Origin of the sequence: Brevibacterium jeotgali, from assembly GCF_900169175.1 — a bacterium.
Lineage (GTDB): Bacteria > Actinomycetota > Actinomycetes > Actinomycetales > Brevibacteriaceae > Brevibacterium > Brevibacterium jeotgali.
In genome coordinates, this window is the sequence record NZ_FXZM01000007.1 from 80108 (window position 1) to 102506 (window position 22399).

Here is a 22399-nt window from a genome sequence, read left to right on the forward strand (position 1 = left end):
AGGTCAGCGTCGATGGATCGCCTCAGCAGGCGAGCACGTTCCCGCTGCGCAGACGGCTCAGCTGCGACGGCGGCTGCGCGTGGCGGCCACGACCGCTGCGCCGCCGACCAGCAGTGCCGCTCCGGCTGCGAAGAGCGGCAGCGTGTCGGCACCGGTGCGGGGCAGCCTGTCGCCCTCGTCACCGTCGTCGCCGCCGTTGCCGCCCTCGTCACCGTCGTCGCCTCCGCCGGGCGCGTCCTCGTCCGCGACGACGCTGAACGTGCCGCTCAGGTCAGCCGCTGCCGAGGCCTCGGCAGCCGCCTGCTCAGCACCTGCGTTCGCGTCCGCGGCGTCGACGCCGTCGACCTCGACGGAGTAGTCGCCGATGTAGTTGTCCGCGGCGTCCGGGCTGGTGCCGTAGACCTTCGTGCTCGCAACGCCGTCCTCGTCCGCGGAAGCCTCGATCACGGCTTCCTCGGTGTTCTGGCCCGACGTCGGGGTGACGGTGAAGTCCACGTCGTCACCCGGCTCCAAGCCGGTCACCGACAGGTCGACGCCCTTGTCCGCGTCCACGAAGTCGGAGACCCCCACGGTGTCCGGGGCGATCATCAGCGCCGGGTCGTCCGTCGGCTGATCCGTCGGCTGATCCGTGGGATCGTCCGTGGGCTCCGTCGTCGGCTCATCGGTCGGCTCGCCTGTCGGATCCTCAGTGGGATCGTCCGTGGGCTCACCCGTCGGGTCGTCCGTCGGCTCCTCGGTGGGCTCATCGACCAGCTCGAACGCCACGCTGTGCGCAGCGAACGCGATCGCAGGGGTGAAGATGTCGATCGACTCCGTCGACACATTCTCGATCGTGTCGTCGATCGTGTGATAGTTCCGGTCCTGCTGGACTCCTTCGGTCCCGCCGAACAGCTCCACCTCTTCCGCGGTCTTGATGGCATCCGCTCCGGAGAAGAGGCCTGACGCAGGAACTCCGTTGTCGATGAACGCCTGGTAGTCGGAGCGCCCGGAGAACTCGGTGCCGACGTGCGGCTGACCGATCTCATCGAAGAAGTCGGTGAAGATCGCCTCGAGTTCCGCCGAGCCCTCAGGCACATTGACGTCCGGCGGCAGCGGGACGTCCGAGCCGTCGGAATCGAGCGTGCCGACGACGTAGTTCTCCGAGCCGATCATGTCGAAGTTCAGATAGCCCTGGATGCGGTCGAGCTCCTCGCTCGACAGCGAGTTCACGTACTCGGTGGAGCCGACGAGGCCCACCTCCTCAGCACCCCAGAAGCCGAACCGCACTGTGTGGTCGACGTCTGTCGGCTGCGCGGCGAGAGCCTCCGCCGCGGCCAGCACACCGGAGACGCCGGACGCATTGTCGTTGACGCCCGGACCCTCCGTGACTCCATCGAGGTGCGCGCCGATCATCTGCACGCTGTCGTCATCACCCGCGGTGGTCTCCGCGATGACGTTCCAGGTCTCCACGGTCGTGAACTCGGTCTCCAAGGTGAAGTCGGCCGTGACCTCCTCGGCGGGGTCCGCCTCCGACGCCTCGACCAGCGCGTCGCGGAGCGCCTCACCATCGGCCTGCTGCAGTCCGAGGGTGGGGGCGCTGCCCTCCATCCGCTCGCCGAGGGTGCCGTTGATCGGTCCGTCTTCGGTGTTGTAGATGACGACGCCCGCCGCTCCGGCCTCGGTGGCGTTCGCGGTCTTCTCACCGAACGCGCATTCACCGCGCTGGATGAGCACGATCGTGTCGGTCACGTCCGCGAAATCCGTCGCATCGCAGCCGAGCTCTCCGCCGGCGCCATCGCCGTAGGAGTCATCGGTCGGCAGCGCGAGGACCGCGTCGGACAGCGCGGGGTCCGCCGCCTCCGAGTAGGCGAAGGGCTCGACGTCGTAGTCGGCTTCACCCACGGAGAACGCGACATCACCGAACGTCTGATCGGCGACCTCGAAGGTGTGGCGGGAGACGTCGAAGGCGCCGGTGCCCTCGAGGACTCCTTCGACGTACTCAGACGCCGCTTCGTATCCTGCCGTGTCCATCGCGCGGTAGCCGTCGTCGGCGTGCGCGAGCGAGATATCGGACAGCTGCTGCAGATGCTCCATCGCATCTGCGCCCGTCACGCCCATGTCGGTGTGCTCCGTCGGACCTCCCGGGTCCGTCGGCGAGGCGAGCGCCGGCGCCGCAGTGGCCAGGCCCAGTGCGGCCGCCGCGGCGACTCCCACCGTGCAGCGCAGAGCGCGTCCGGCCGTCTTGGGTACAAGTTGCATGGTCATCCTTCCGATGCCGCGTGCGTCATGTCTTCGTTCGGGATCACTCGCGGCGGGGAACATCCGCTCAGCGATCAGTGATCGCAATCACACGATTCACACAGTAACGGAATGGTCACGGGCTCAGGTCACGGAACGATAACGAACCGCAGTGCGCGCTCCCCTCGACGCGCACCTCTTCACTCAAGCAGTTGCGCAAGTATTGAATTCAGTGAGTGGGTTTCCTAGAATCTGCACGGACAGATCGTCGGCGGTCCACCGACGCATCGGACGATGACGAGCAGGAGGCCCGGGACCGGGGCCTCGAGGGAGCATGGCACGCATGACGGACCAGCAGCCGGATGAGCCGAGTACGGACTCCCCAGGATCCGCACTCACCCCGGATGAGGACCGCGAACCGCTGACCGGCCCCATCTACACCGTGAAGGACACCCTCTCCGGTCCGGACAGGGCCCTTGTGCGCCGCTGGCAGAAGCACCTGGCGAACGAACGGCTCGAGGAGCGCCTCTACCGCTCCCTCGCCCAGCGCCGGGACGGCGAGGAGGCGGAGATCCTCACAGCGCTCGCCGAGGCGGAGGCCCGACACCAGGAGCACTGGACCACCCTGCTCGGCGACTACGCGGAACCGCGCAGGCGCCCGTCGCTCGGAACGCTCGTGCTGGCCTTCCTGGGGCGGGTCTTCGGCTCCGTCTTCGTCCTCGCACTCGCCCAGCAGTCGGAATCGCAGTCGCCCTACGCCACGGACAGGTGGGCGACGTCCCGCATGGCGGCGGACGAGGCCATCCACGCCGAGGTCGTGAGGGCTCTCGCGCAGCAGTCACGGGCGCGACTGTCCGGCAGCTTCCGCGCCGCGGTGTTCGGCGCGAACGACGGCCTCGTCTCGAACCTGGCCCTCGTCCTCGGCGTCGCCGCGGCCGGCATGTCACCCGAGGCGGTCCTGCTCACGGGCGTGTCCGGACTGCTCGCCGGCGCACTGTCGATGGGGGCCGGCGAGTACGTCTCGGTGCGCTCGCAGCGTGAGCTGCTCGAGGCCTCGGAGCCGGATCCCGAGTCGCGCCGCGCCCTCCCCCATCTGGACCTCGACGCGAACGAGCTCGCCCTCGTCTACCGTGCTCGCGGCATGGGAGAGGAGCATGCCCGCTCCGCCGCCTCCGCCCAGATCCGCGCCGCCCAGTCCCCCGTCCGCCGTCGACCCGTCGGCGGACACCGCGGTGACCCCACCCTTGACCGCGACAGCACCGATCAGCACGAGGAGCTGGGAACCGGCCTGGGCGCGGCGATCTCGAGCTTCTGCTTCTTCTCGTCCGGAGCAGTCATCCCGATCCTCCCGTTCGCATTCGGCATGAACGGGACTCCAGCGGTGATCCTCGCCGCCGCACTCGTGGGACTGGCGCTGCTCTGCACCGGCGGGATCGTGGGCATCCTGTCCGGCCGGGCCCCGCTCCCCCGGGCGCTGCGGCAGCTGGCGATCGGCTTCGGCGCCGCCGCGATCACCTACCTCCTGGGCCTCCTCTTCGGCACCTCCGTCGGGTGATCCCGCAGCCGGGGATCACCCGTGCCGGCGGAGCTCCACGAGCTCGCCGCCCGCCTTCGTCGCGCGGCAGCACCACGGGTCTCGCGTCGTAGACTCCGTTCCATCGACCGCCTCCGACATCGATCGAGCTGACCATGGACAGACGTCAGAAATCTCCTCCGAGTCTCCAGCCCCCTCCTGCACTCCCCACACCTCCCCGCCCCACCACCCCGAAGGGGCGGGAGACACGAGCACGCCTGCTGGCGTCCGCCCGCCACCTGTTCGGCGAGCGCGGATACGGACTCGTGCGCGTCTCCGACATCACCGACGCAGCAGGCATCTCCGCGGGAGCGTTCTACCGCTATTTCGAGGACCGGCGGACTCTCATGCTCGAACTGCTCGCGGTCTTCCATGAGGACGTGTACCGATCGGTGAGCGCACCCTGGGACCCCGACGATCCGCGCGCGTCCGTCGAGGCGACGACCCTCGCCTATCTCGAGCTCTACGGCGAGAACCATGACCTCTTCGGCATCCTCATCGAACTCGCGCCCTCCGACCCGCAGGGGGCGGAGATCGGGCTCTACGCGCGCCGTCGCTTCCACATCCGCATCGAGCACTCGCTCGACCGCGGCATCCGCGAAGGCACGATCCGCCCCGACCTCGACACTCGCGCAGCGGCGGAGCTGCTCGGATCCATGACGGAGTTCTACGCGCCGCAGCGCTTCAACCCCGGGTACGGGAGCACGTCGACCGCACCCCTCGCCTCGATCGCGCAGACCCTCGCTGATGTGTGGACGGACGGAGTCACACGGCGAGACTGACCGCGACGCTTGCGCCCGGCCTACGATGGGCCGCATGCAGACAGCCCTCGCTCTCATCGACATCGATGCCGGAACGGTCACCGCCACGCACCTGGAATCGGCGCAGTTCCCCGTGGAGGACCTCGCGATCCACCGGGGAGAGGGCATCTTCGAGACGGTCCTCGTCACAGTCGATGCGACCGGCGCAGCCCTCGTGCACAGCAGGGAGACGCACTTCACACGATTCGAGCAGTCCGCAGCGATGCTCGACCTGCCCGAGCCTCCACGGGAGCTCTTCGAGGAGGCCGTCGCTGCGGTCATCGCGGCAGTCATCGGCACCTTCGACGGGAACGTCACAGAATTCGCAGTCCGGTACGCGATGTCCCGCGGACTCGATTCACATGCGGATCCGGCCGCGCACCGCACTGTCGGCATCCCGCACGGCCCCCGGGGCTGGGCCTTCCCCATCGGACTGTCCGACGACCAGCGCGCACAGCGCACGAGGGGCGTCCGAGTCGTCACGCTGAACCGCGGCTACGACGCCTACGTGGGCGAGTCCGCACCCTGGCTGCTGATCGGCGCGAAGACCCTGTCCTATGCGGTCAACCAGTCCGCAGCACGCCACGCCGTCGCACAGGGTGCGGACGAAGCGCTGTTCGTGTCCAACGACGGCATCGTCCTGGAGGGGCCGACGTCGAACCTCGTCATCCAGCGCGGGGACACTCTGCTGACCCCCGATCCGCGTGCGGGGCTGCTGCACGGCACCACGCAGCGCGCCGTGTTCGCCGGCGCCGCGGCGTCGGGGCTGACCGTCGAGTACGCGGACCTCACGATCGACGATGTCGTCGAAGCGGACGCCGCATGGCTCGTCTCCTCCGTCCGCACGGCAGTTCCAGTGCTCGAGGTCGACGGCAAGGCCCTCCCGCACGCCCCCGCCTCCACGTCTCGCCTGCACGAATGGATCCGCGCCGCCTGATCCTGGACTCCGGACGACGGTCCGACCTCCACAGCGCTGCCGCTCGCCGCAGCCGCTAGGCTGAGGGCGACGACGCATCGCACCCGCCATCAGCAGGAGGAGAACATGGGCAAGATCGCCTGGCAGATCATCGGTGTGGGCGGCACGGCACTCGCCGCAATGGCGACCCGCAAGGCGCTCGCGACAGTGTGGGAGAAGTCGACTCACCGCGCAGTCCCGACGAACCCGAACGACGATGAGATCGGCCTTGCCGAAGCCCTTGCCTGGACGGTCGTGTCCGGTGTGGGCGTCGCGGTCGTCCGGCTGACGGTCCAGCGCTACGCGGCGAAGACCATCCGCAGCAAGTTCGGCGAGGAAACACTGCCCAAGGCGATGCGCCCGAACCAGGCGCGCCTCGAGAACTGAACGCGCTGGGGCTGAGCGCCGTGGGAACGGCGCTCAGCCGCGGAGCAGGATAGACCGGACGATATCGACCTGCTCCGCAGTCATCTGACCGGGAGCCGAGCCTGAGCCCACGGTGGCGAACGTCGCAGCCGACCCGAACTCCGCACCGCAGAGGCGCGTCACTCGACCCAGCTCCCCCATCGAGATCCCGATCACCGGGATCTCGTGCGCCTGGGAAGCGCGCCACGTCGCGCCCAGCAGCGTGAGCACGTCATCGATGGAGTGCGGCATGGCCGCGACCTTCGCCACGTCCGCACCGGCCCCTGCCATCTGAGCGAACAGCCCCTCGAGCTCGCCGGCCGGGGGCGTCGACTCCCACGTGTGCCCGGACGCGACGACCGCCGCACCGCGCTCCCGCGCCGCCGCGAACAGCTCCGCGGATCCACTCCGTCCGATCTCCACGTCGACAGCCTCAGGCGCCAGCGAGATCGCCGCCGACACGGCATCCGCATACGCGTCGACCGGGCAGTATCCGCCCTCAGCCTCTGATCTGACCGTGACGAGAGTCGGAACCCGCGACCGGGCGAAGGTTTCATAGGAGCGCGTGAGATCAGCTGTGATGCCGTCGCGCCCCTCACGGCGGTCGGGCGCGAACAGCGGGTCGATCCGCCACTCGAAGGCGTCGACTCCTTCATGGGAGGACGCCGCGATCGCCTGACGCGCAGCGGCCTCCCCCGTGCGCGCGAGGATCGGGACGATGATCGCGGGACGGGCACCGGGCACGAATGGGAGCGGCTTCATGTCGGCACTCTACCGACGCCCGCGGCTCCGGTCGCCGAACGTGGCGCCCGCGCCGCCGATCAGCGCGCAGTGCCGATCAGCGAGTTCCGCATCGTGGCACTCGCGCCGCAAGAGCCCACAGGAGGCCGCCTTCTTGTGAATCGGCGCAATGATCACGCGGAAACCGCCTAACGATAGGGTAACGAGAGTACTCGTCGTTTCTGCAGGTGAGAGGGTTGCTCATGTGAGCAGCCTTGGTGTCCCCTGGCCCCCTGCTCCAAGATCCACAGAGTTATCCACAGGAGCAGGGTTAGACTGAGTCGGTGGAATCACGGCGACGGCCGGTGTTCGCGCTGTGCGCCCGGTCGTCCAGCCGTTCGCTCACCCAGCAATCGGTCGGTTCTCCCAAGACCGAGGTCGACACCGCGTCCCCTTCGGTCGTCACCCGGGTCCACCGAGAGAATCGTCCACAATAGGAAGGATGCGGTCACGTGGCAGTAGTCCGCGCCTCGCACGTTTGGAAGGTCTTCGGGCGGAACGAGAAGGAAGTGGTCAAGCGCATCAAGGCAGGCGCTGACCGCTCCGATCTCACCGACCTGGGCACCGCAGCAGTCATCGATGCGAGCTTCGAAGTCAGCAAGGGCGAGATCTTCGTCGTCATGGGACTGTCCGGATCGGGCAAGTCCACTCTGATCCGCATGATCAACGGTCTCTGGGCACCGTCCGACGGCACGATCGAGATCGCCGGCAACGACATCGGCACCATGAGCACGACCGAACTCCGCCAGGCCCGCCGCGATCACATCTCCATGGTCTTCCAGCACTTCGCTCTCCTCCCCCACCGCACGGTCCGTGAGAACGCGGCCTATGCACTCAACCTCCAGGGCGTCGCGCGCGGTGAAGCCATCGAGCGCGCCGACACGTGGTTGGACGCCGTCGGTCTGGGCGGATGGGGCGACAAGTACCCGAACCAGCTGTCCGGCGGCATGCAGCAGCGCGTCGGCCTCGCCCGCGCCCTCGCCGCGGAGACGGACATCCTCCTCATGGATGAGGCGTTCTCCGCACTCGACCCGCTGATCCGCCGTGAGATGCAGGATCAGCTCGTCGAGCTTCAGGCCTCGCTCGGGAAGACGATCGTCTTCATCACCCACGACCTCAACGAGGCGATGTACCTGGGCGACAGGATCGCGGTCATGCGGGACGGCCGAATCGCTCAGATCGGCACCTCGGAGGACATCCTCACCCGTCCCACGGACGACTACGTGGCGAACTTCGTGCAGGACGTCGACCGGACCCGCGTACTCACAGCGTCGTCGATCATGCAGGACACGAACGCGGTGGTCCGCCACTCGGCGAGCCCCCGCACCGCCATGCGGCTCTTCGAGCGCGAACGAGTGTCCGGCCTGTTCGTCATCGACAGCACCCGGCACCTGCTGGGCACGGTGTCCGACAGCAGCGCCGTCCGCGCGGCACGTGAGGACGCGACAGCGCTGAGCGACCACCTCGAGACCGAGGGCATCCTGACGGTCGGCCCGGATACTCCGCTGTCCGAGCTGTTCGCCCCCTCGTCGACGGCGCGCGTGCCGTTGGCCGTGGTCGACGACGACAATCGACTGCTGGGCGTCATCCCCCGCATCGCGGTGCTCAACTCCATGTCGCAGCTGGGGCCGGCTACGGGAGAGATGCCCCTCGTGACGCCCCTTCCGGCCACCGTCGAACCCCAGGACGACATCGATCCGTCACTCGACGACTCGGACGCCCCGGAGCCCAAGCCGGGCATCGCGGCCGCAGGCAACGCGGACGAGCCGGCTCACGCCGCGTCGTCCACGACCACGTTCCCCGACGGGACGGACGGTCCCGATTCCGGAGGCCCGGCCGACGACACGAAGGGAGCTGACCGATGAGTTTCCTCGACTTCCTCTATCCGCGGATCCCGCTGGGCGCCTGGGCGGATGCCTTCATCACCTGGTTCGGTGAGGTGTTCAAGTGGCTGATCGACGGCTTCACGTGGCTCATGCAGACGTCGTACGAGTACCTCTACCTCGTCCTGTCGTTCCCGCAGGTGCTTGTCGACAACGAGACGATCGCCGAATCCAGTGTCCTGCGCGCAGTTCTGGTCATCATGATGATGCTGGTCTTCGCGGGGATCGCGTGGGCCGCGTCGAACTGGAAGGTCGCCGTCTTCACGTTCCTGGGCTTCTACGCCATCTGGGCGCTGGACCAGTGGGAGAACTCGATGTCCACGCTGGCGCTCGTGATCGTGGCGGTCATCGTCGCACTCGCGCTCGCTCTGCCACTGGGCGTCCTCGCCTCGAAGTCGCAGGTCGTGTCGACGATCATCAAGCCGATCCTCGACTTCATGCAGTCGATGCCGGCGCTGGCCTACCTCGTTCCGGCGATCGTCATGTTCAGCGTGGGGATCGTCCCCGGTGCCTTCGCGACGATCATCTTCGCGATGCCCCCGGGCGTCCGGCTGACCGAACTGGCGATCCGCCAGGTCGACGGCGAGAAGGTTGAGGCCGGACACGCATTCGGCGCCACCCCGTCGCACATCCTCTTCAAGATCCAGATGCCGCTGGCCATGGCAACGATCATGGCGGGCATCAACCAGGTCATCATGCTCGCCCTGTCGATGGTCGTCCTCGCCGGCATGGCCGGCTCCGGCGGCCTCGGCGGCGAAGTGGTCGGCGCGATCAGCCGACTCAACGTGGGCATCGGTGTGGAAGCCGGGCTCGCGGTCGTGATCATTGCGGTCTTCCTGGACCGCATGACCGCAGGACTCGGACAGAAGACCCCGCTCGAGCGCGCCAAGCGCGCATCCGCTTGAGCGAGACAGACGACTACTCACGAAAGGGAGTCCAGATATGAAGACTACGAAGCTCATGCCGCTCACCGGCGCACTGGCGGCCGGTGTCCTCGCCCTCACCGCATGCGGTGCCACCGACGCTGGAAACGAAGGCGGCGGAGGTGACGAGGGCGGCGACACCGCAGCGAGCGGCGAGACCGACTGGTCAGACTGCACGCCGGGCGAGGAGTCCGCAGAGGCGGACGTCGCATCCGACGAGAACAAGGACATCACGATCGGTGCGTTCAACGGCTGGGACGAGTCCTTCGCCGCTGCGCACCTCACGAAGCACGTCCTCGAAGAGGACGGCTTCACCGTCGCCGTCGAGGCGTTCGACGCGGGCCCGGCGTTCACCGCCGTCGCGGAGGGCGACATCGACTTCGTCATGGACGGCTGGCTGCCCGTCACGCACGAGGACTACATCGAACAGTTCGGCGACGACCTCGAGGCTGCCGGCTGCTGGTACGACAACGCGAAGCTGACCCTCGCCGTGAACGAGGATTCGGAGGCGCAGTCGATCGCAGACCTGCCCGATATGGTCGACGACTTCGGCGGCACCATCTACGGCATCGAGGCCGGAGCCGGTCTCACCCGTGTGACCGAGGAAGAGGCCATCCCGACCTACGGCCTCGAGGACTACGAGTTCGCGGTCTCGTCCACCCCGGCGATGCTCGCGCAGCTCCAGTCGGCCACGGACGCCGGTGACGACGTCCTCGTCACCCTGTGGCGTCCGCACTGGGCCTACGACGCGTTCCCGGTCCGCGACCTCGAAGATCCGGAAGGCGCGATGGGCGCAGCGGAGGTCATCTACAACTTCGCACGTCCCGGATTCGCCGATGACAACCCGGCGGCGACCCAGCTGCTGAAGAATCTCGTGATCGACGACGAGAACCTCTCCAGCCTGGAGAACGTCATGTTCTCCGAGGACAACTACGGCGGCGAAGACCTCGACGGCGCCGTCGACGAGTGGGTCGGCGACAACGGGCAGTTCGTCGAAGACTGGAAGGCCGGCGCGCTGGGCTGATCACCGCTCAGACGCGCAGTGCACAGCCGCGCAGTGCACAGCGGCCCGGGTCTCTGACCCGGGCCGCTCGTGCGTTCGCGGACGCGTTCACGGACGAGGGACACCGCACACGATCCGTCCCTTCGACACGCGCAGCTGAGCGTCGTCCGTCACGAGGACCCGACGACATGCAGCTGTGCCGCACGACGATTCGGCTCACATCTTGAGCCACACGTCCGCGCCGCTCTTCACGACGGCGCCGGCGGCCTCGAGATCCGCGATCCACTCGCCGGGCTCGACGATCCCGTCAGCGACCACCGTGAGTTCGAAGCCGATCGCCAGCGCCGCGGCCGCCGATTCCAGAACCGCGCCGCGGGCATTGGAGCCGGCGACGATGATCCGATCGACCCCGAGGTCGTCCAAGCCGTCCGCGAGGTCCTCGACCCCTTCGAACGCGTCCGGGGCTGCGGAGACGAGGACGAGCTCGTCCTCCGTCGTGCCGAGCACTGAGTCGATCTGCGGCTGGACGTCGACGTCCTCCGCGTCGTCGGGCTCGCCCGCCTGGCCGTCGTGCTCCTCGGCCACACCTCCCGCATCCGCGCCCCCGTCGGCGCTGCCCGCACTCTCGTCGGAGCCCTCAGCGCCGTCCGCGGAGCCTTCGCCGGCCGCTCCGTCGTCGACGGCGCGGTCGGCGACGTGGACGATGACTCCGCCGACACCTCGGGCGCGGGCCACCAGATCGACGAGCGGCTGCGGCAGGGGCGACGGGAGATGTTCGCGGGTCGTGTCGACGAGAAGAAGAGCATCCATGCGTCCAGGATCCCACGCCCGGCACCGGAACCGCGACAGTCTCGGACGCCGATGGCGGTGGAGGAGTCCGCTACTGTGGCGGCATGACGACGACGACGTTCAAGGAGGCCCTGCAGACGGGCGCTCCCCAGGTGGGACTGTTCACGCTCGAGTTCGCGACGACGGGGATCGGTGCGCTGGCGGCGCGCAGCGGTGCGGACTGGATCCTCTACGACCTCGAGCACACCGGCTGGTCGCTGGACGACGTGAGGACGTCCCTCGCAGTCTCCCGGCGCCTCGACATCGCGTCCTTCGTACGGGTCGCGGGTCACCGCAAGGACCTCGTGACGACTGCACTGGACGCCGGTGCGGAGGGCATCATGATGCCGTGGGTGCAGACGGCCGCGGAGGCCGCGGAGATGGTCTCCTGGATGAAGTACCCGCCCGTGGGCCGGCGAGGATCCGCGTTCGGCCTCCCGCACGACCTCTACCAGGGAGGCGATCCTGCGATCAGCCAGGCCGACGCGAACGCGTTCACCGTCTTCCTGCCGCAGATCGAGACCCCCGAAGCGGTGCAGAACGCCCGTTCCATCGGTGAGGTCGACGGGGTCGACGTCCTCTTCGTCGGTCCCCTGGACCTGTCGACGAACCTGGGCGTCCCGGGTCGCTGGGACGACCCGGCTTTCCTCGACGCGCTCGATGCGGTCGTCGCAGCGGGCCGGGAGTCCGGTACAGCGACCGGCATCTTCTGCCCCTCGACCGATTTCGCGCAGATGGCGTGGGACAAGGGCTTCACCGTCCTCTCCGACGGGGCCGACCTCTCAGTCTTCGCCCGCGGGCTCACGCAGGGCCTCTCCGCCATCCGCTCGCACGCCACGGGCTCACCGGTCGCGGAGGCCGCTCCGCACCAGGGGTACTGACGAGGGCTCCTCGCAGCTGCACAGCGAGCATGCGGCCTGAGGCAGGACGCACGAACTCGGATCAGCCGTCGCCTGCATCTGACGACCACTGCGGCGCACCGATCGCAGAGCCCTCGACGGTGAGGTTCGCGATCGATGCGGTCGCGAGTCCACGGGCCGCTTCGTCGTCGGTGGCGAAGTAGTAGTTGAACTGGATCTGGTACACCTTCCCGGCGATCGGATAGCCGACGACACTGCCGACAGCCGAGGTCGGGCCATCGAGGGACCACGCCTCTTCCGGTCCCAGCTCCGCTTCGTACGTCCAGAAATACCCTGGGCCCGCCTGTCCGGTGCGTTCTGCACCGATCGTGGTCGCAGAATCGCTGAACTGGTAGCTCTGCAGCGACGACACCGATTCCGAAGCCGATTCACTGAACGACTCCGAGCAGAAGACTGAGAGCCGGGGGCCATCCAGCCCTGAGTCGGCGGGTCGGGCGTTGAAGGACGTGTCCGTCGCGTTGCCGGTCCATCGGCTGGGCACATGGATCGACACGCGCGCCGGGCAGCGGTCCGTGAAGGTGACATGCTGGAGCGTGTGGTCCACCAGCGCCGGGTCGAGGGTCTCCGTGGGTTCCGGCTCAGGACCCATCGAGGGCTGCGCTCCGACGCGCAGCGGGCCGCCGGCCTCGTCCGAGAGGCGCACCCCGACGAGGCCGCAGCCGCTGACGATGAGCATGAGAGCGGCGCTGGCGGCGGCGACGCCCCAGCGCCGCCACCGCGGGAGCTGATGCCGGGTCACGGCGTGCGCCCCGCCTCACCGGTGTCGCCCGTGTGAGGACCGTTCTGCTGCGAAGCGCCGTCGGGCCTCGGTGATGGAGGAGGCCCCGATCCGCCGGGTGGGTACGGTCCGGCACCGGCCCCGTACGGGGCCTGCGGTGCAGGGCCAGATCCGTACGGGGCCTGCGGTGCAGGGCCGGATCCGTCAGGCACCTGTGCGCCCGGTGCCGCCCCCGGCCCGGGAGCACTGAAGGGCTGCGCCCCCGGATACGGCGTGCCCTGCTGCGGGCCGCTGGGGGCCCCTCCAGGGGGGTGAGGCGGCTTGAACCGGTGATACGGCCCGGAGTCGAACCCCGGTCCGCCCTGCCCCTGCCGACCGCCGGTCGGACCGAAGTTCTCGCCCGTGCTCGTATCGACGAGCTCCCCGTTGACGGATTGGATCCTCCGCTTGGACGTGCGGCGGGGCGTTCCCATGATCCGCTGCTCGTCGGAGTTCGGCTCGCGGGGCGGCAGGATCTGCCCGGCACCCGGACCTGAGTGGGCCTTCTGATCCTGGAACGGCTGCACGGGGCGCGATCCCGCCGCGGCCTGCGCGCCATAGCCGTCCAGTTCGCCCGGAGGCGGCGCGTCCCCCAGCACGGGGATGACGAGACGCACAGACGTTCCGATCCCCTCCTGGCTGAACAGCTCGACCGATCCTCCATGCCGCGCCACGATCGCACGGACCAGCGACAGCCCCATGCCGGAGCCTGCGACTGACCGCACCCGTGACCCGCGGTGCAGCTCGTCCCAGACGGACTGCTGCTCGTCGACGGGGATCCCGGACCCGGTGTCCGCGACCTCGACGACGACCCAGCGGTGCTTGTCGATGATCTGCTCGTTCGCCCTCAGCTCCACCGTGTCCGTATCGGACGAGTACTTGATCGCGTTGCCGAGCAGGTTGAGGATCCCGGACAGGAGGAGGTCCTCCTCGCCCAGCACATCGGGGAGCTTCCACGGTGCGCGCGCCACGGTCGCGACGATCATCCTGTCCTCCGCACCCGGCGCGGTACGGGCGTCCTCGACCGCCTGCTGGATGAGGGCATCCATGTCGATCCGGCGGAAGTCGATCGCACGCGATTCGACGTCCGCGAGTCTGCGCAGATCCGCCAGCAGGCGGGCGACGCGCCGTGCCGACGTGTCGATCTGTCGTGCGGACTGGGAGATGACCGTTCCGTCAGGGGCGTCGTCCTCCGCCGCCGACCGGACGGTGGCCGCAGACGTCCGCAGGGCCGTGAGCGGGTTCTTCAGTTCGTGATCGAGGCGGATGAGCATGCGATTGCGCCGCTGCAGCGCGTCCGCTTCCGCGGCCGCCCGCGTCTCGTCGACCGCGGCATCGCGGAGGCTGCGGACCCACCGGATCAGGAACCACACGCCCACCGCTGCCGCGGCCACCACGAGGAGGACCAGGACCAGGACCAGCCAGATGCGGATCTCGAAGACGAGGTACGAGTTCATCGCGTCACCTCAGGGAGTCGGCGCCGGCCACGGAGGCGACGAATCGATAGCCCCGGCCCTGCACTGTCGCGATCCACCGCGGATCCGCCGCGTCCTCGCCGAGCACACGCCGCAGCTCTGCGACACGTGAGTCCACCGCGCGCGTCCCCACAGCATCGTCGAAGCCCCACAGGACCTCGAGGAGGCGCGAGCGCTCCACAAGCTCGTCGGCGTGGACCATCAGGTATTCCAGGAGTGTGAAGCCCTTGGGAGTGACGACCAGCTCGCGGTCGCCCATCCAGGCGCGCCGCCCCACGCGCTCCAGTGCCAGTCCGAACGTCGAGCGGAGCACCGGTGCGGTCGCAAGGGGCGGACCATCGTTCTTCGTCCGCCTCAGCACAGCCCTGACACGCGCCACGAGCTCGTGCGGATCGAAGGGCTTGTTGAGGTAGTCGTCCGCGCCCTCTTCGAGCGCCATCGCCCTCTCCACGGCCTCTCCCACCTGGGTGAGCAGGACGACGGGGACCCAGTTCTCCTCGCGACGCAGAGTGCGGAGGACTTCACGGCCGTCAGCACCCGGCATGAGGACGTCCAGGACGCAGGCGTCCGGCCGGTGCCTGCGGATCTCGTCCAGTGCGAGTCTGCCGTCGTCGGCGGAGATGACGCGGAATCCGGACCTCTGCATGAAAGGGACCACTGCTCCGAGGACATCCGGCTCATCGTCCGCGACGAGGACGAGTGGGGCGTCGGACTCAGCGTCCGGTGTCTGGCTCGTCATGATCGATGGGGGTCCTGTCTTCTCCACTCGCGGACCCGCCGGACTGGTCGGCGGTCTCCTGGTCCTTGTCGCGTGCGGCCTGTGCCGCCTGCTTCCGCTCTGCGGTCTCACGCGCGTGGACGTCACGGGCCTGCGCGCGGGCCACGGCCTCGTCCAGTTCGTCACGGTACAGCATCGAACGGCGCAGATGCTTCGTCCGGTACCCCGCTCTGCCGATCATATGAGCGGCGACGGGAACCGTGAAGAGCTGGAACAGCACGATGATGAGCATCGTCGTCACCGGGCCCCACTGCTGGATCTGGAGACCCACCGCGAACATCACCATGACGAGGCCGAACAGCTGCGGCTTCGACGATGCGTGCATGCGCGACAGAAGATCGGGGAAGCGCACTGCACCGATCGCCGCGGCGAGCGAGAGGAATGCCGCACCCGCGATGAAGACCGTGGACACGATGTCGAGGGTCATGGCTGACCACCTCCGCTGGTCTCGTCCTCGCGATGCTCCGCACCGGACGACTGCGCATGAGGGTCTGCGACGGCCTCCGCCGTGGGTTCAGAATCGTGGTCGCCCCCGTGCGGGGCCTCGTGGCTCTGCGACCAGTCGTCGGGACCGTCGGTGACTCGCGTCGATGACGCGTCCAGGTCCGTTCCGGCGGTCTCCATCCCGGTGTCTCGCTCCGGATCAGCCCGCCGGGCCGCTTCGAGTTCGATCGCGAGTTCGGGGACCGTCGGTTCGTGCCCGTCGGCAGTCCCGATGGAGCCTGACCCCTGGCCGCGCCCCATCCGGCGGAATCGCGAGGTCGTCCGCAGGTCGGCGCGGGAGACGTAGCGCGAGACCCCCACGGCGCCGACGAAGCCGAACATCGCGATGACGAGCACGACGGGGAAGAGGTCCGTCCTCGCACTGAAGGCCGCCAATCCTCCCAGTGCACACATGATCGTCGCGAGAAGTGTGTCGGTCGCGATCATGCGGTCCAGGATCGACGGCCCCCGGACGATGCGGACGATCGCGACGACCACAGCCGCGAGGAACACCGCGCCGATCACGATCGCGGCGATGAGACCCATGCCGTCGTCGACGGACACGAGCGGGATCCCCTGCTGACCATTCATCCTCGTGCCCTCGCTTCCTTCGCCGCTCGGGCCCGCCGCGCGCGCTCGCGGATCGCGCGCTTCTCCAGCACGGGCTTCAGTCCGCGCTCCGCACGTGCGTCATTGAGCGCTTCGATGTCGTGGGGCGAACCGATCGCGCAGATGAGCAGGGTCTCGATCCGGTGGGTCTTCTCCCTCACCCGCTCCAGCTCCTCCGCGTCCGCACAGTTGAGTCCGTGGACGAACACGACGGCTCGGGCACGGTCGATCTCGATGACGAGGGATCCGGGGATGAGCCCGTTCACCATGGTGACGAGGGTGATGAGCAGGTCCGAGCGGGTCGCGAGGTCCACAGCGATGACGGACCCCGCGTCCACCGGCCGGGGGCGCACGGTGAGCCAGGCGACCTGGAAGGACGCGATGAAGACGTTGAGCACGAACCACAGCAGGAAATAGGTCCCGTAGTAGACGTTCAGTCTGCCCGACAACTGGATGGGCGGCAGGTAGAACGCTCTCATCAGGGCGAACGCCAGCAGCGCGCCGCTGATGACGACCATGCCGCTGACCTCGTCCCACAGGAAGATCCACACGGCGATGAGCACGAGCACGTAGAGCAGCTGCTCGACGAAGTTCTGGCGACGTCTGCGTGCCACCATCACCGGTCACCCCCTTCGCCGTTCTCCGGCACCAGGGCGGAGCGGCCGTCGCCCACTCCGTCCGCTTCGTCGTTGTTCAGGACGATCGACGTGTAGGTCTCCGGGCCGATGAGCCCCTGTGAAGCGCGGGACGAGACCTGCCACAGCGGCTGGGCCAGCACCGTCAGCAGGCACGACACGATCACCATGGCGGCGGTCGCCGCAGTCATGAGCGTGGAGGGGCGCACCGTGCTCCTCCACGTCCCGGTCCGGGCGAGCGAATCGCGGCGCTCCTTCGCCTCTGCCACGAGTGCCGGTGTGGGCTCGGCCGCGTCAGCGGGATCCCGCCAGAACCCGATGTTCCACGACTTCCCGATGACGTAGAGGGTCAGGAGCGAGGTGAGGGTGCCGACGCCCACGAGTATGCCCACGAGCCAATCCGAGGAGTGGAAGCCCGCGTCGAAGAGCGCGACCTTGCCGATGAACCCGGAGAAGGGCGGGATGCCCGCCAGATTGAGGGCCGGAATGAGGTAGAGGATGCTGACGAGCGGCGCGAGCGTCGACAGACCGCCGATCTTCCGCAGGGACGTCGACCCGGCTCGCAGCTCGAGGAGTCCGATCGCCAGGAACATCGCCGTCTGCGCGACGATGTGGTGCAGCGTGTAGTAGATCGCGGCGGTGAGGCCCAGGTGCGTGCCCATGGCCACGCCGAACAGCATGTATCCGATGTGGGACACCAGTGTGAACGACAGGATGCGCTTGATGTCCGACTGCGCGATCGCACCGAGGATCCCGACGAGCAGCGTGAGGCCCGCGACGACCAGCAGCGGTGACCGCAGATCGGACGTGGCGAAGAGGACCGTCTCCGTCCGGATGATCGCGTAGATGCCGACCTTCGTGAGCAGCCCGGCGAACACCGCGGTGACGGGCGCCGGGGCCGTCGGGTAGGAGTCCGGCAGCCAGAAGGACAGGGGGAAGACCGCCGCTTTGATGCCGAAGCCGATCAGCAGGGCGACGTGCAGGATCATCTGGATGTCGACCGGCAGCTCCGCGAGCCGGTCGGACAACTGGGCCATGTTCACAGTGCCGGTCGCACCGTAGATGAGCGCGATCGCTGAGAGGAAGATCAGCGAGGACACGAGTGAGATGACGATGTAGGTGACGCCCGCCCGGATCCGCTGGGTCGTGGCGCCGAGGGTGAGGAGCACGTAGGAGGCCGCCAGCAGCATCTCGAAGCCGACGTACAGGTTGAAGAGGTCGCCCGCGAGGAACGCGTTCGAGACTCCGGCGCACAGGATCAGGTAGGCGGGGTTGAAGACCGAGACCGGGGTGTCGTCGCTCTTCTCCGTCCGCGACGTGTCCTGGCCCGTCGCGTAGACGTAGACCGCCAGCGTCACGATGCTCGAGACGACGAGCATGAGAGCCGCCAGGCGGTCCGCCACCAGGGCGATGCCGAACGGCAGCGCCCATCCACCCACCGCGAGCACGTGCGGCCCGTGCTGGTCCACCTGCACCAGGAGGAGGACCGACAGGGCCGTCGTCGCGATGAGCGTCACCATCGTGATGATGCTCTGCACACGGGAGCTGCGCAGTGAGATCAGGGTGGCGCCTGCTGCCAGCAGCGGCAGGATGATCGGCAGGGCGAGCATGAGGCCGGGGAGGTCGTTCATCGCGTCTCCTCCTCCGTGTCGTGGCCCGAGGCCGCCTCGTGCGCCTCGCGCAGCGCGGCCCGCTCGTCCGGGGTTCCGTCATCGTCGAGGTCCGGTGCATCGTCATCGAGGGGGGTGAGTGCCTCATCGCCGAATTCGGTGTCCTCGTACTCGCCGCTCGTCCCCGCCTCGTCGCCGGACCCGCCGGTCGCTTCGAGCGCGACGCGCATGTCCTCGAGGTCGTCCTGGAGGGACTCGTCGCGGACGAACCGCCAGGAGCGGTAGACCATCGCGAGGAGGAAGGCCGTCAGGCTGAAGGAGATCACGATCGCCGTGAGGATGAGCGCCTGCGGAAGCGGGTCGAGCATCCCCTCGGCCGAGAGGTCCTCCCCATCCGTGAGCGGGGGCCGTCCGGGCAGCCCGCCGGTGAGCAGGAGGAGCAGGTTCGTCGCGTTGCCCATGAGCAGGAACCCCAGGAGCACGCGGGTCAGCGACCTGTCGAGCATGAGGTAGATGCCTGCGGCGTACATCGCTCCCATCGCGATGACCATGACGAGGGGCGGGGTCACAGGCGACCCCCCGCACTCGTTCCGTCCACGTCGAGTCGATCCGTGCGCCCCAGGAGTTCACGGATCCGGTCGTATTCGGCGGTGTCCACGTCGTTCGGCAGCTCCTCCGCGATGCGGTCCTCGTCCTCGACCAGCTGGATGTCCACTTCGACCGCGAGGCTGCGGATGATGCCCACGACCAGCCCCACGACGATGAGATACACCCCGATGTCGAAGATGACGGATGAGCCGAAGCTGACGTATCCCAGCAGCGGCAGGTCGGTGGACACATAGAACGACTGCAGCGCCGCATGGCCCCAGAGGAAGCCGCTGGCCGCAGTGCCCGCGGCGAACAGCATACCGACGCCCATGAGCAGACCGGACGGCAGACGCACGGCTTCCGCGAACTCATAGCGTCCTCCGGCGAGGTAGCGGGTGATGAAGGCGAGCCCGGCGACGAGTCCCGCGGCGAAGCCTCCGCCCGGATTGTTGTGGCCTGCGAAGAGCAGGTACACGGAGAAGACGAGGAACGCGTGGAACAGCAGACGGACGGCGACTTCGAGGACGATCGAGCGGTTGCCCGGCGCGAGCGTGCGCCCGGCCAGCAGCCACGCGTTGCGCTTCTCCTCCGCCGTCGGCGCATCCCCGGCAGGAACCGAGTGGGTCCGCGACTCCGGCGTGCCGCTCAGGTCGAGGGGACGGGGTCGGACGGACTCCGTGACCGGTTGGAATCGCGAACGGCCGCGCCTGGGTGCACCGAGCGGCGAGATGCTGTCGCCCTGCCCCGTGACGAAGACGAGGCTGGCGACGCCGATCGCACACGCGATGACGACAGCGAGTTCACCCATCGTGTCCCACGCCCGGATGTCGACGAGGGTCACGTTGACGATGTTCTGCCCGTGGCCCCCCTCATACGCGAGCCGCGGGAACACACCGGAGATCGGCAGGTGCTGGCGCGCTCCCAGGACGACGACCGCCAGGACCATCATCACGACGGCGAACGACACCGCGATGACGGTGCGCAGCGCCGGGGTCACCCTGCTGTCGCCCTTGCCGATCCGTGCGGGGAGGCGCCGGAGCACGAACACGAAGACCACGATCGTGATGGTCTCCACGAGGATCTGGGTGAGCGCGAGGTCCGGAGCTCCCTGGAACGCGAAGAAGACAACCATCGCGTAGCCGGTCAGTCCGCACACCACGACCGCGGCGAACCGCTTCGTCATGCGCGTCACCATGACGGCCGCCATCACCATGATGGCCGCAGGCAGCACCTGCACGGCGCTGTCGATCCACACGACCTCCTCGGGCCACACGTCATTGTTCAGCAGCGTGATGCCGAGCGCGCCGATCGCGAAGACGTAGATGACGCCCTGGTAGAAGGGCATCGAACCGCGCTGCGTGCGTGCGGTCACGAATGCTGCGGACTTCTCCAGGCCGCCGATGATGCGGCGGTAGCTGCGGTGGAAATCGATCCCGTCCGGCAGCGCCGCCTGGAAGAGGCCCACCTGACGGCGGAACACGAACATCGTGACGCCGGCGACGATCGTGAGTGCGGACACGAGCAGTGCCGGCTCGAATCCGTGCCAGAGCGCGACGTGGTAGGGATCTGCGGGATCCGCAGCGGGATCGACGGCGAGCTGGGAGGACCAGCTGGTCGCGATGCGGTCGATGACCCCGGCGGCGAAGGCACCGCCGATCGTCATGAGTGTGAGGACCGCCGGCGCGGCGGTCAGGAGGGGCCCGTCGGATTCCGTGCGGACGGTCGCCTCGACGCCCGGCTTCGAGGCGAAAGCGCCCCAGACGAACCGCGCGGAGTAGGCGACGGTGAGGACGGAGCCCAGGAACACGCCGATGAGCGTGACGATCGCGAGCTTCGTCCCGTGGTCCAGGAGTGTGCCGTACACGGCCTCCTTCGCCAGGAAGCCCATCGTGGGCGGCAGGCCCGCCATCGACACGGCGGACACTGTGCCGAACACGGCGATGAGGGGATAGGAGCGTCCGTAGCCGGACAGCTTCCGAAGGTCACGGGTGCCGACGCGGTGGTCGATGATGCCGACGGTGAGGAACAGGGTCGCCTTGAACATCGAGTGGGCCAGCAGCAGTGCCAGCGCCGCAGTGGTGACGTCCCGGTCTCCGAACGACGCCATCATCGTCATGAAGCCCAGCTGGGACACGGTGCCGTAGGCGAGGATGAGTTTGAGGTCCGTCTCCTTCAGCGCCTGCCAGCCGCCCAGAAGCATCGTGAGGAGCCCGACCGCGATGAGCCCCTCGCGCCAGTAGGGCATGTCCGCGAAACCGGGAGAGAGGCGGAGGACCAGGTAGATGCCGGCCTTCACCATGGCGGCGGCGTGCAGGTATGCGCTCACGGGCGTGGGTGCCGCCATCGCACCCGGCAGCCAGAAGTGGAAGGGGATGAGCGCGGACTTCGAGAGGGCGCCGATGAGGAGGAGGACGATCGCGAGCGCAGTGAGTCCGTGTCCGTCGTAGCCGATCGCGACGATCTCTGTGATCCGTCCGGTCCCGTAGTGGACCCCCAGGAGGATCATTCCGACGAACATCGAGAGTCCGCCGAAGGTCGTCACGATGAGCGCCTGCAGTGCGGCGCGTCGCGACTGCTGCCGGCCCGCGTACTGACCGATGAGGAGGTAGGAGAACACTGTCGTGCCCTCCCAGAAGATGAAGAGCGTGAGGAGTTCGTCCGCCACGACGAGCCCGTACATCATCCCGACGAAGGCCATGAGAACGCCCGCGAACCGGGCCAGACGCACTTCATCGGAGTCGAAGTAGCGGCTGCAGTAGACGAAGACCAGGCCGCCGACTCCGGTGACCAGCAGGGAGAGGATCCAGGACAGCGCGTCCATGCGCAGCACGATCGACATCGACAGCTGCGGCATCCACCCGAGCACTTCGACGACCGGCTCCGGTGAGTCGGAGAAGACCGTGGGGATGAGGGTGAGGGAGTGCACGAGGCCGACGAAGGGGACGAGCGACAGTGCGACGAACCCGGTGCGGCCCAGTGCGCGGAAGATCAGGGGTGCGGCGAGCGCTGCGAGGAACAGGAGTCCTAGCAGCACACCCATCGGCTCACACCCCAGTCCTTCGGTCTCCTGTTGCGATTACCGATTCTTCCACAGGGGACCAAGGTCGAACTAATTGAAATCTCACATTCTGGAAGACCAGTTGCACTCGACCTCGATGAGGAGGAATATGCCCCGCT

20 protein-coding genes are annotated in these 22399 nt (G+C 68.2%); 8 read left to right on the forward strand and 12 right to left on the reverse strand.

Translation table 11 applies throughout. From position 1 onward, the window contains the following. Positions 1 to 57: 57 nt before the first annotated feature. Positions 58 to 2238, reverse strand: a complete 2181-nt coding sequence (locus BJEO58_RS08375) for a M20/M25/M40 family metallo-hydrolase (protein WP_246076112.1) — start codon at positions 2236 to 2238, stop codon at positions 58 to 60. A gap of 322 nt (positions 2239 to 2560) precedes the next feature. Here BJEO58_RS08375 and BJEO58_RS08380 point away from each other — a divergent pair, with 322 nt between their 5' ends. From BJEO58_RS08380 to BJEO58_RS08395, 4 genes are all read left to right on the forward strand, one after another. Beyond that, positions 2561 to 3772: a VIT1/CCC1 transporter family protein gene (locus BJEO58_RS08380; RefSeq protein ID WP_101589104.1), complete on the forward strand. Its 1212-nt coding sequence runs from the start codon at positions 2561 to 2563 to the stop codon at positions 3770 to 3772. Positions 3773 to 3906: 134 nt separating this feature from the next. Beyond that, a complete protein-coding gene (locus tag BJEO58_RS08385) occupies positions 3907 to 4572 on the forward strand; it encodes a TetR/AcrR family transcriptional regulator (protein WP_101589022.1) in 666 nt (221 codons plus the stop codon). Between the two features lie 34 nt (positions 4573 to 4606). Further along, entirely contained in the window at positions 4607 to 5527 is a 921-nt protein-coding gene (locus BJEO58_RS08390) for an aminotransferase class IV (protein ID WP_246076111.1), read from the forward strand. Between the two features lie 105 nt (positions 5528 to 5632). Next, positions 5633 to 5932 (forward strand): DUF4235 domain-containing protein, encoded by a 300-nt coding sequence (locus BJEO58_RS08395; RefSeq protein ID WP_101589024.1) that lies wholly within the window; start codon positions 5633 to 5635, stop codon positions 5930 to 5932. A gap of 33 nt (positions 5933 to 5965) precedes the next feature. On the opposite strand, the gene aroD is transcribed toward BJEO58_RS08395, so the two are convergent. After that, complete coding sequence (aroD, locus tag BJEO58_RS08400; protein ID WP_101589025.1) at positions 5966 to 6712, reverse strand: type I 3-dehydroquinate dehydratase; 747 nt, start codon at positions 6710 to 6712, stop codon at positions 5966 to 5968. 470 nt (positions 6713 to 7182) lie between these two features. Between aroD and BJEO58_RS08405 the strand changes: the two genes are divergently transcribed. From BJEO58_RS08405 to BJEO58_RS08415, 3 genes are read left to right on the forward strand one after another with little or no spacing between them, the layout of a single operon-like run. Continuing rightward, a complete protein-coding gene (locus BJEO58_RS08405) occupies positions 7183 to 8595 on the forward strand; it encodes a quaternary amine ABC transporter ATP-binding protein (RefSeq protein ID WP_101589026.1) in 1413 nt (470 codons plus the stop codon). Beyond that, a complete protein-coding gene (locus BJEO58_RS08410) occupies positions 8592 to 9518 on the forward strand; it encodes an ABC transporter permease (protein ID WP_101589027.1) in 927 nt (308 codons plus the stop codon). The genes BJEO58_RS08405 and BJEO58_RS08410 overlap by 4 nt, the downstream gene beginning before the upstream one ends. A gap of 37 nt (positions 9519 to 9555) precedes the next feature. Beyond that, the gene (locus BJEO58_RS08415; RefSeq protein WP_101589028.1) at positions 9556 to 10560 is read left to right on the forward strand and encodes a glycine betaine ABC transporter substrate-binding protein; all 1005 of its coding nucleotides are present in this window, start codon (positions 9556 to 9558) and stop codon (positions 10558 to 10560) included. Positions 10561 to 10755: 195 nt separating this feature from the next. On the opposite strand, the gene BJEO58_RS08420 is transcribed toward BJEO58_RS08415, so the two are convergent. Continuing rightward, the gene (locus BJEO58_RS08420; RefSeq protein WP_101589029.1) at positions 10756 to 11349 is read right to left on the reverse strand and encodes an isochorismatase family protein; all 594 of its coding nucleotides are present in this window, start codon (positions 11347 to 11349) and stop codon (positions 10756 to 10758) included. An 83-nt stretch (positions 11350 to 11432) separates the two neighbouring features. Here BJEO58_RS08420 and BJEO58_RS08425 point away from each other — a divergent pair, with 83 nt between their 5' ends. Next, a complete protein-coding gene (locus BJEO58_RS08425; RefSeq protein ID WP_101589030.1) occupies positions 11433 to 12248 on the forward strand; it encodes an HpcH/HpaI aldolase family protein in 816 nt (271 codons plus the stop codon). A gap of 61 nt (positions 12249 to 12309) precedes the next feature. Here the strand turns inward: BJEO58_RS08425 and BJEO58_RS08430 are convergent, their stop codons facing one another. From BJEO58_RS08430 to BJEO58_RS08470, 9 genes are read right to left on the reverse strand one after another with little or no spacing between them, the layout of a single operon-like run. Further along, positions 12310 to 13026 carry a hypothetical protein gene (locus BJEO58_RS08430; protein ID WP_101589031.1) on the reverse strand — a complete coding sequence of 239 codons (717 nt, stop codon included), beginning with the start codon at positions 13024 to 13026 and terminating at the stop codon, positions 12310 to 12312. Further along, positions 13023 to 14501: a sensor histidine kinase gene (locus BJEO58_RS08435; protein ID WP_101589032.1), complete on the reverse strand. Its 1479-nt coding sequence runs from the start codon at positions 14499 to 14501 to the stop codon at positions 13023 to 13025. The genes BJEO58_RS08430 and BJEO58_RS08435 overlap by 4 nt, the downstream gene beginning before the upstream one ends. 4 nt (positions 14502 to 14505) lie before the next feature. Next, positions 14506 to 15258: a response regulator transcription factor gene (locus tag BJEO58_RS08440; protein ID WP_101589033.1), complete on the reverse strand. Its 753-nt coding sequence runs from the start codon at positions 15256 to 15258 to the stop codon at positions 14506 to 14508. After that, positions 15233 to 15724 (reverse strand): monovalent cation/H(+) antiporter subunit G, encoded by a 492-nt coding sequence (gene mnhG / locus BJEO58_RS08445; protein ID WP_101589034.1) that lies wholly within the window; start codon positions 15722 to 15724, stop codon positions 15233 to 15235. The genes BJEO58_RS08440 and mnhG overlap by 26 nt, the downstream gene beginning before the upstream one ends. Further along, complete coding sequence (locus BJEO58_RS08450) at positions 15721 to 16371, reverse strand: MrpF/PhaF family protein (protein WP_246076110.1); 651 nt, start codon at positions 16369 to 16371, stop codon at positions 15721 to 15723. Before BJEO58_RS08450 ends, mnhG begins: the two co-directional genes overlap by 4 nt. Beyond that, positions 16368 to 17006 carry a Na+/H+ antiporter subunit E gene (locus tag BJEO58_RS08455; protein ID WP_101589035.1) on the reverse strand — a complete coding sequence of 213 codons (639 nt, stop codon included), beginning with the start codon at positions 17004 to 17006 and terminating at the stop codon, positions 16368 to 16370. The genes BJEO58_RS08450 and BJEO58_RS08455 overlap by 4 nt, the downstream gene beginning before the upstream one ends. Then, the gene (locus BJEO58_RS08460) at positions 17006 to 18655 is read right to left on the reverse strand and encodes a Na+/H+ antiporter subunit D (protein ID WP_101589036.1); all 1650 of its coding nucleotides are present in this window, start codon (positions 18653 to 18655) and stop codon (positions 17006 to 17008) included. Before BJEO58_RS08460 ends, BJEO58_RS08455 begins: the two co-directional genes overlap by 1 nt. Continuing rightward, on the reverse strand, positions 18652 to 19203 hold the full coding sequence (locus BJEO58_RS08465; protein ID WP_101589037.1) for a Na(+)/H(+) antiporter subunit C: 552 nt from the start codon (positions 19201 to 19203) through the stop codon (positions 18652 to 18654). Before BJEO58_RS08465 ends, BJEO58_RS08460 begins: the two co-directional genes overlap by 4 nt. After that, a complete protein-coding gene (locus tag BJEO58_RS08470; RefSeq protein WP_180951885.1) occupies positions 19200 to 22262 on the reverse strand; it encodes a Na+/H+ antiporter subunit A in 3063 nt (1020 codons plus the stop codon). Before BJEO58_RS08470 ends, BJEO58_RS08465 begins: the two co-directional genes overlap by 4 nt. Positions 22263 to 22399 lie beyond the last annotated feature (137 nt).

What these genes read in the sequence shown, in the direction of transcription:
- BJEO58_RS08375 (WP_246076112.1), bottom strand. Translation starts at nt 2,238, where the DNA reads ATGCAACTTGTACCCAAGACGGCCGGACGCGCTCTGCGCTGCACGGTG.
- BJEO58_RS08440 (WP_101589033.1), bottom strand. Translation starts at nt 15,258, where the DNA reads ATGACGAGCCAGACACCGGACGCTGAGTCCGACGCCCCACTCGTCCTC.
- BJEO58_RS08410 (WP_101589027.1), top strand. Translation starts at nt 8,592, where the DNA reads ATGAGTTTCCTCGACTTCCTCTATCCGCGGATCCCGCTGGGCGCCTGG.
- aroD (WP_101589025.1), bottom strand. Translation starts at nt 6,712, where the DNA reads ATGAAGCCGCTCCCATTCGTGCCCGGTGCCCGTCCCGCGATCATCGTC.
- mnhG (WP_101589034.1), bottom strand. Translation starts at nt 15,724, where the DNA reads ATGACCCTCGACATCGTGTCCACGGTCTTCATCGCGGGTGCGGCATTC.
- BJEO58_RS08390 (WP_246076111.1), top strand. Translation starts at nt 4,607, where the DNA reads ATGCAGACAGCCCTCGCTCTCATCGACATCGATGCCGGAACGGTCACC.
- BJEO58_RS08385 (WP_101589022.1), top strand. Translation starts at nt 3,907, where the DNA reads ATGGACAGACGTCAGAAATCTCCTCCGAGTCTCCAGCCCCCTCCTGCA.
- BJEO58_RS08450 (WP_246076110.1), bottom strand. Translation starts at nt 16,371, where the DNA reads ATGAATGGTCAGCAGGGGATCCCGCTCGTGTCCGTCGACGACGGCATG.
- BJEO58_RS08460 (WP_101589036.1), bottom strand. Translation starts at nt 18,655, where the DNA reads ATGAACGACCTCCCCGGCCTCATGCTCGCCCTGCCGATCATCCTGCCG.
- BJEO58_RS08455 (WP_101589035.1), bottom strand. Translation starts at nt 17,006, where the DNA reads ATGGTGGCACGCAGACGTCGCCAGAACTTCGTCGAGCAGCTGCTCTAC.
- BJEO58_RS08415 (WP_101589028.1), top strand. Translation starts at nt 9,556, where the DNA reads ATGAAGACTACGAAGCTCATGCCGCTCACCGGCGCACTGGCGGCCGGT.
- BJEO58_RS08425 (WP_101589030.1), top strand. Translation starts at nt 11,433, where the DNA reads ATGACGACGACGACGTTCAAGGAGGCCCTGCAGACGGGCGCTCCCCAG.
- BJEO58_RS08395 (WP_101589024.1), top strand. Translation starts at nt 5,633, where the DNA reads ATGGGCAAGATCGCCTGGCAGATCATCGGTGTGGGCGGCACGGCACTC.
- BJEO58_RS08470 (WP_180951885.1), bottom strand. Translation starts at nt 22,262, where the DNA reads ATGGGTGTGCTGCTAGGACTCCTGTTCCTCGCAGCGCTCGCCGCACCC.
- BJEO58_RS08380 (WP_101589104.1), top strand. Translation starts at nt 2,561, where the DNA reads ATGACGGACCAGCAGCCGGATGAGCCGAGTACGGACTCCCCAGGATCC.
- BJEO58_RS08420 (WP_101589029.1), bottom strand. Translation starts at nt 11,349, where the DNA reads ATGGATGCTCTTCTTCTCGTCGACACGACCCGCGAACATCTCCCGTCG.
- BJEO58_RS08435 (WP_101589032.1), bottom strand. Translation starts at nt 14,501, where the DNA reads ATGAACTCGTACCTCGTCTTCGAGATCCGCATCTGGCTGGTCCTGGTC.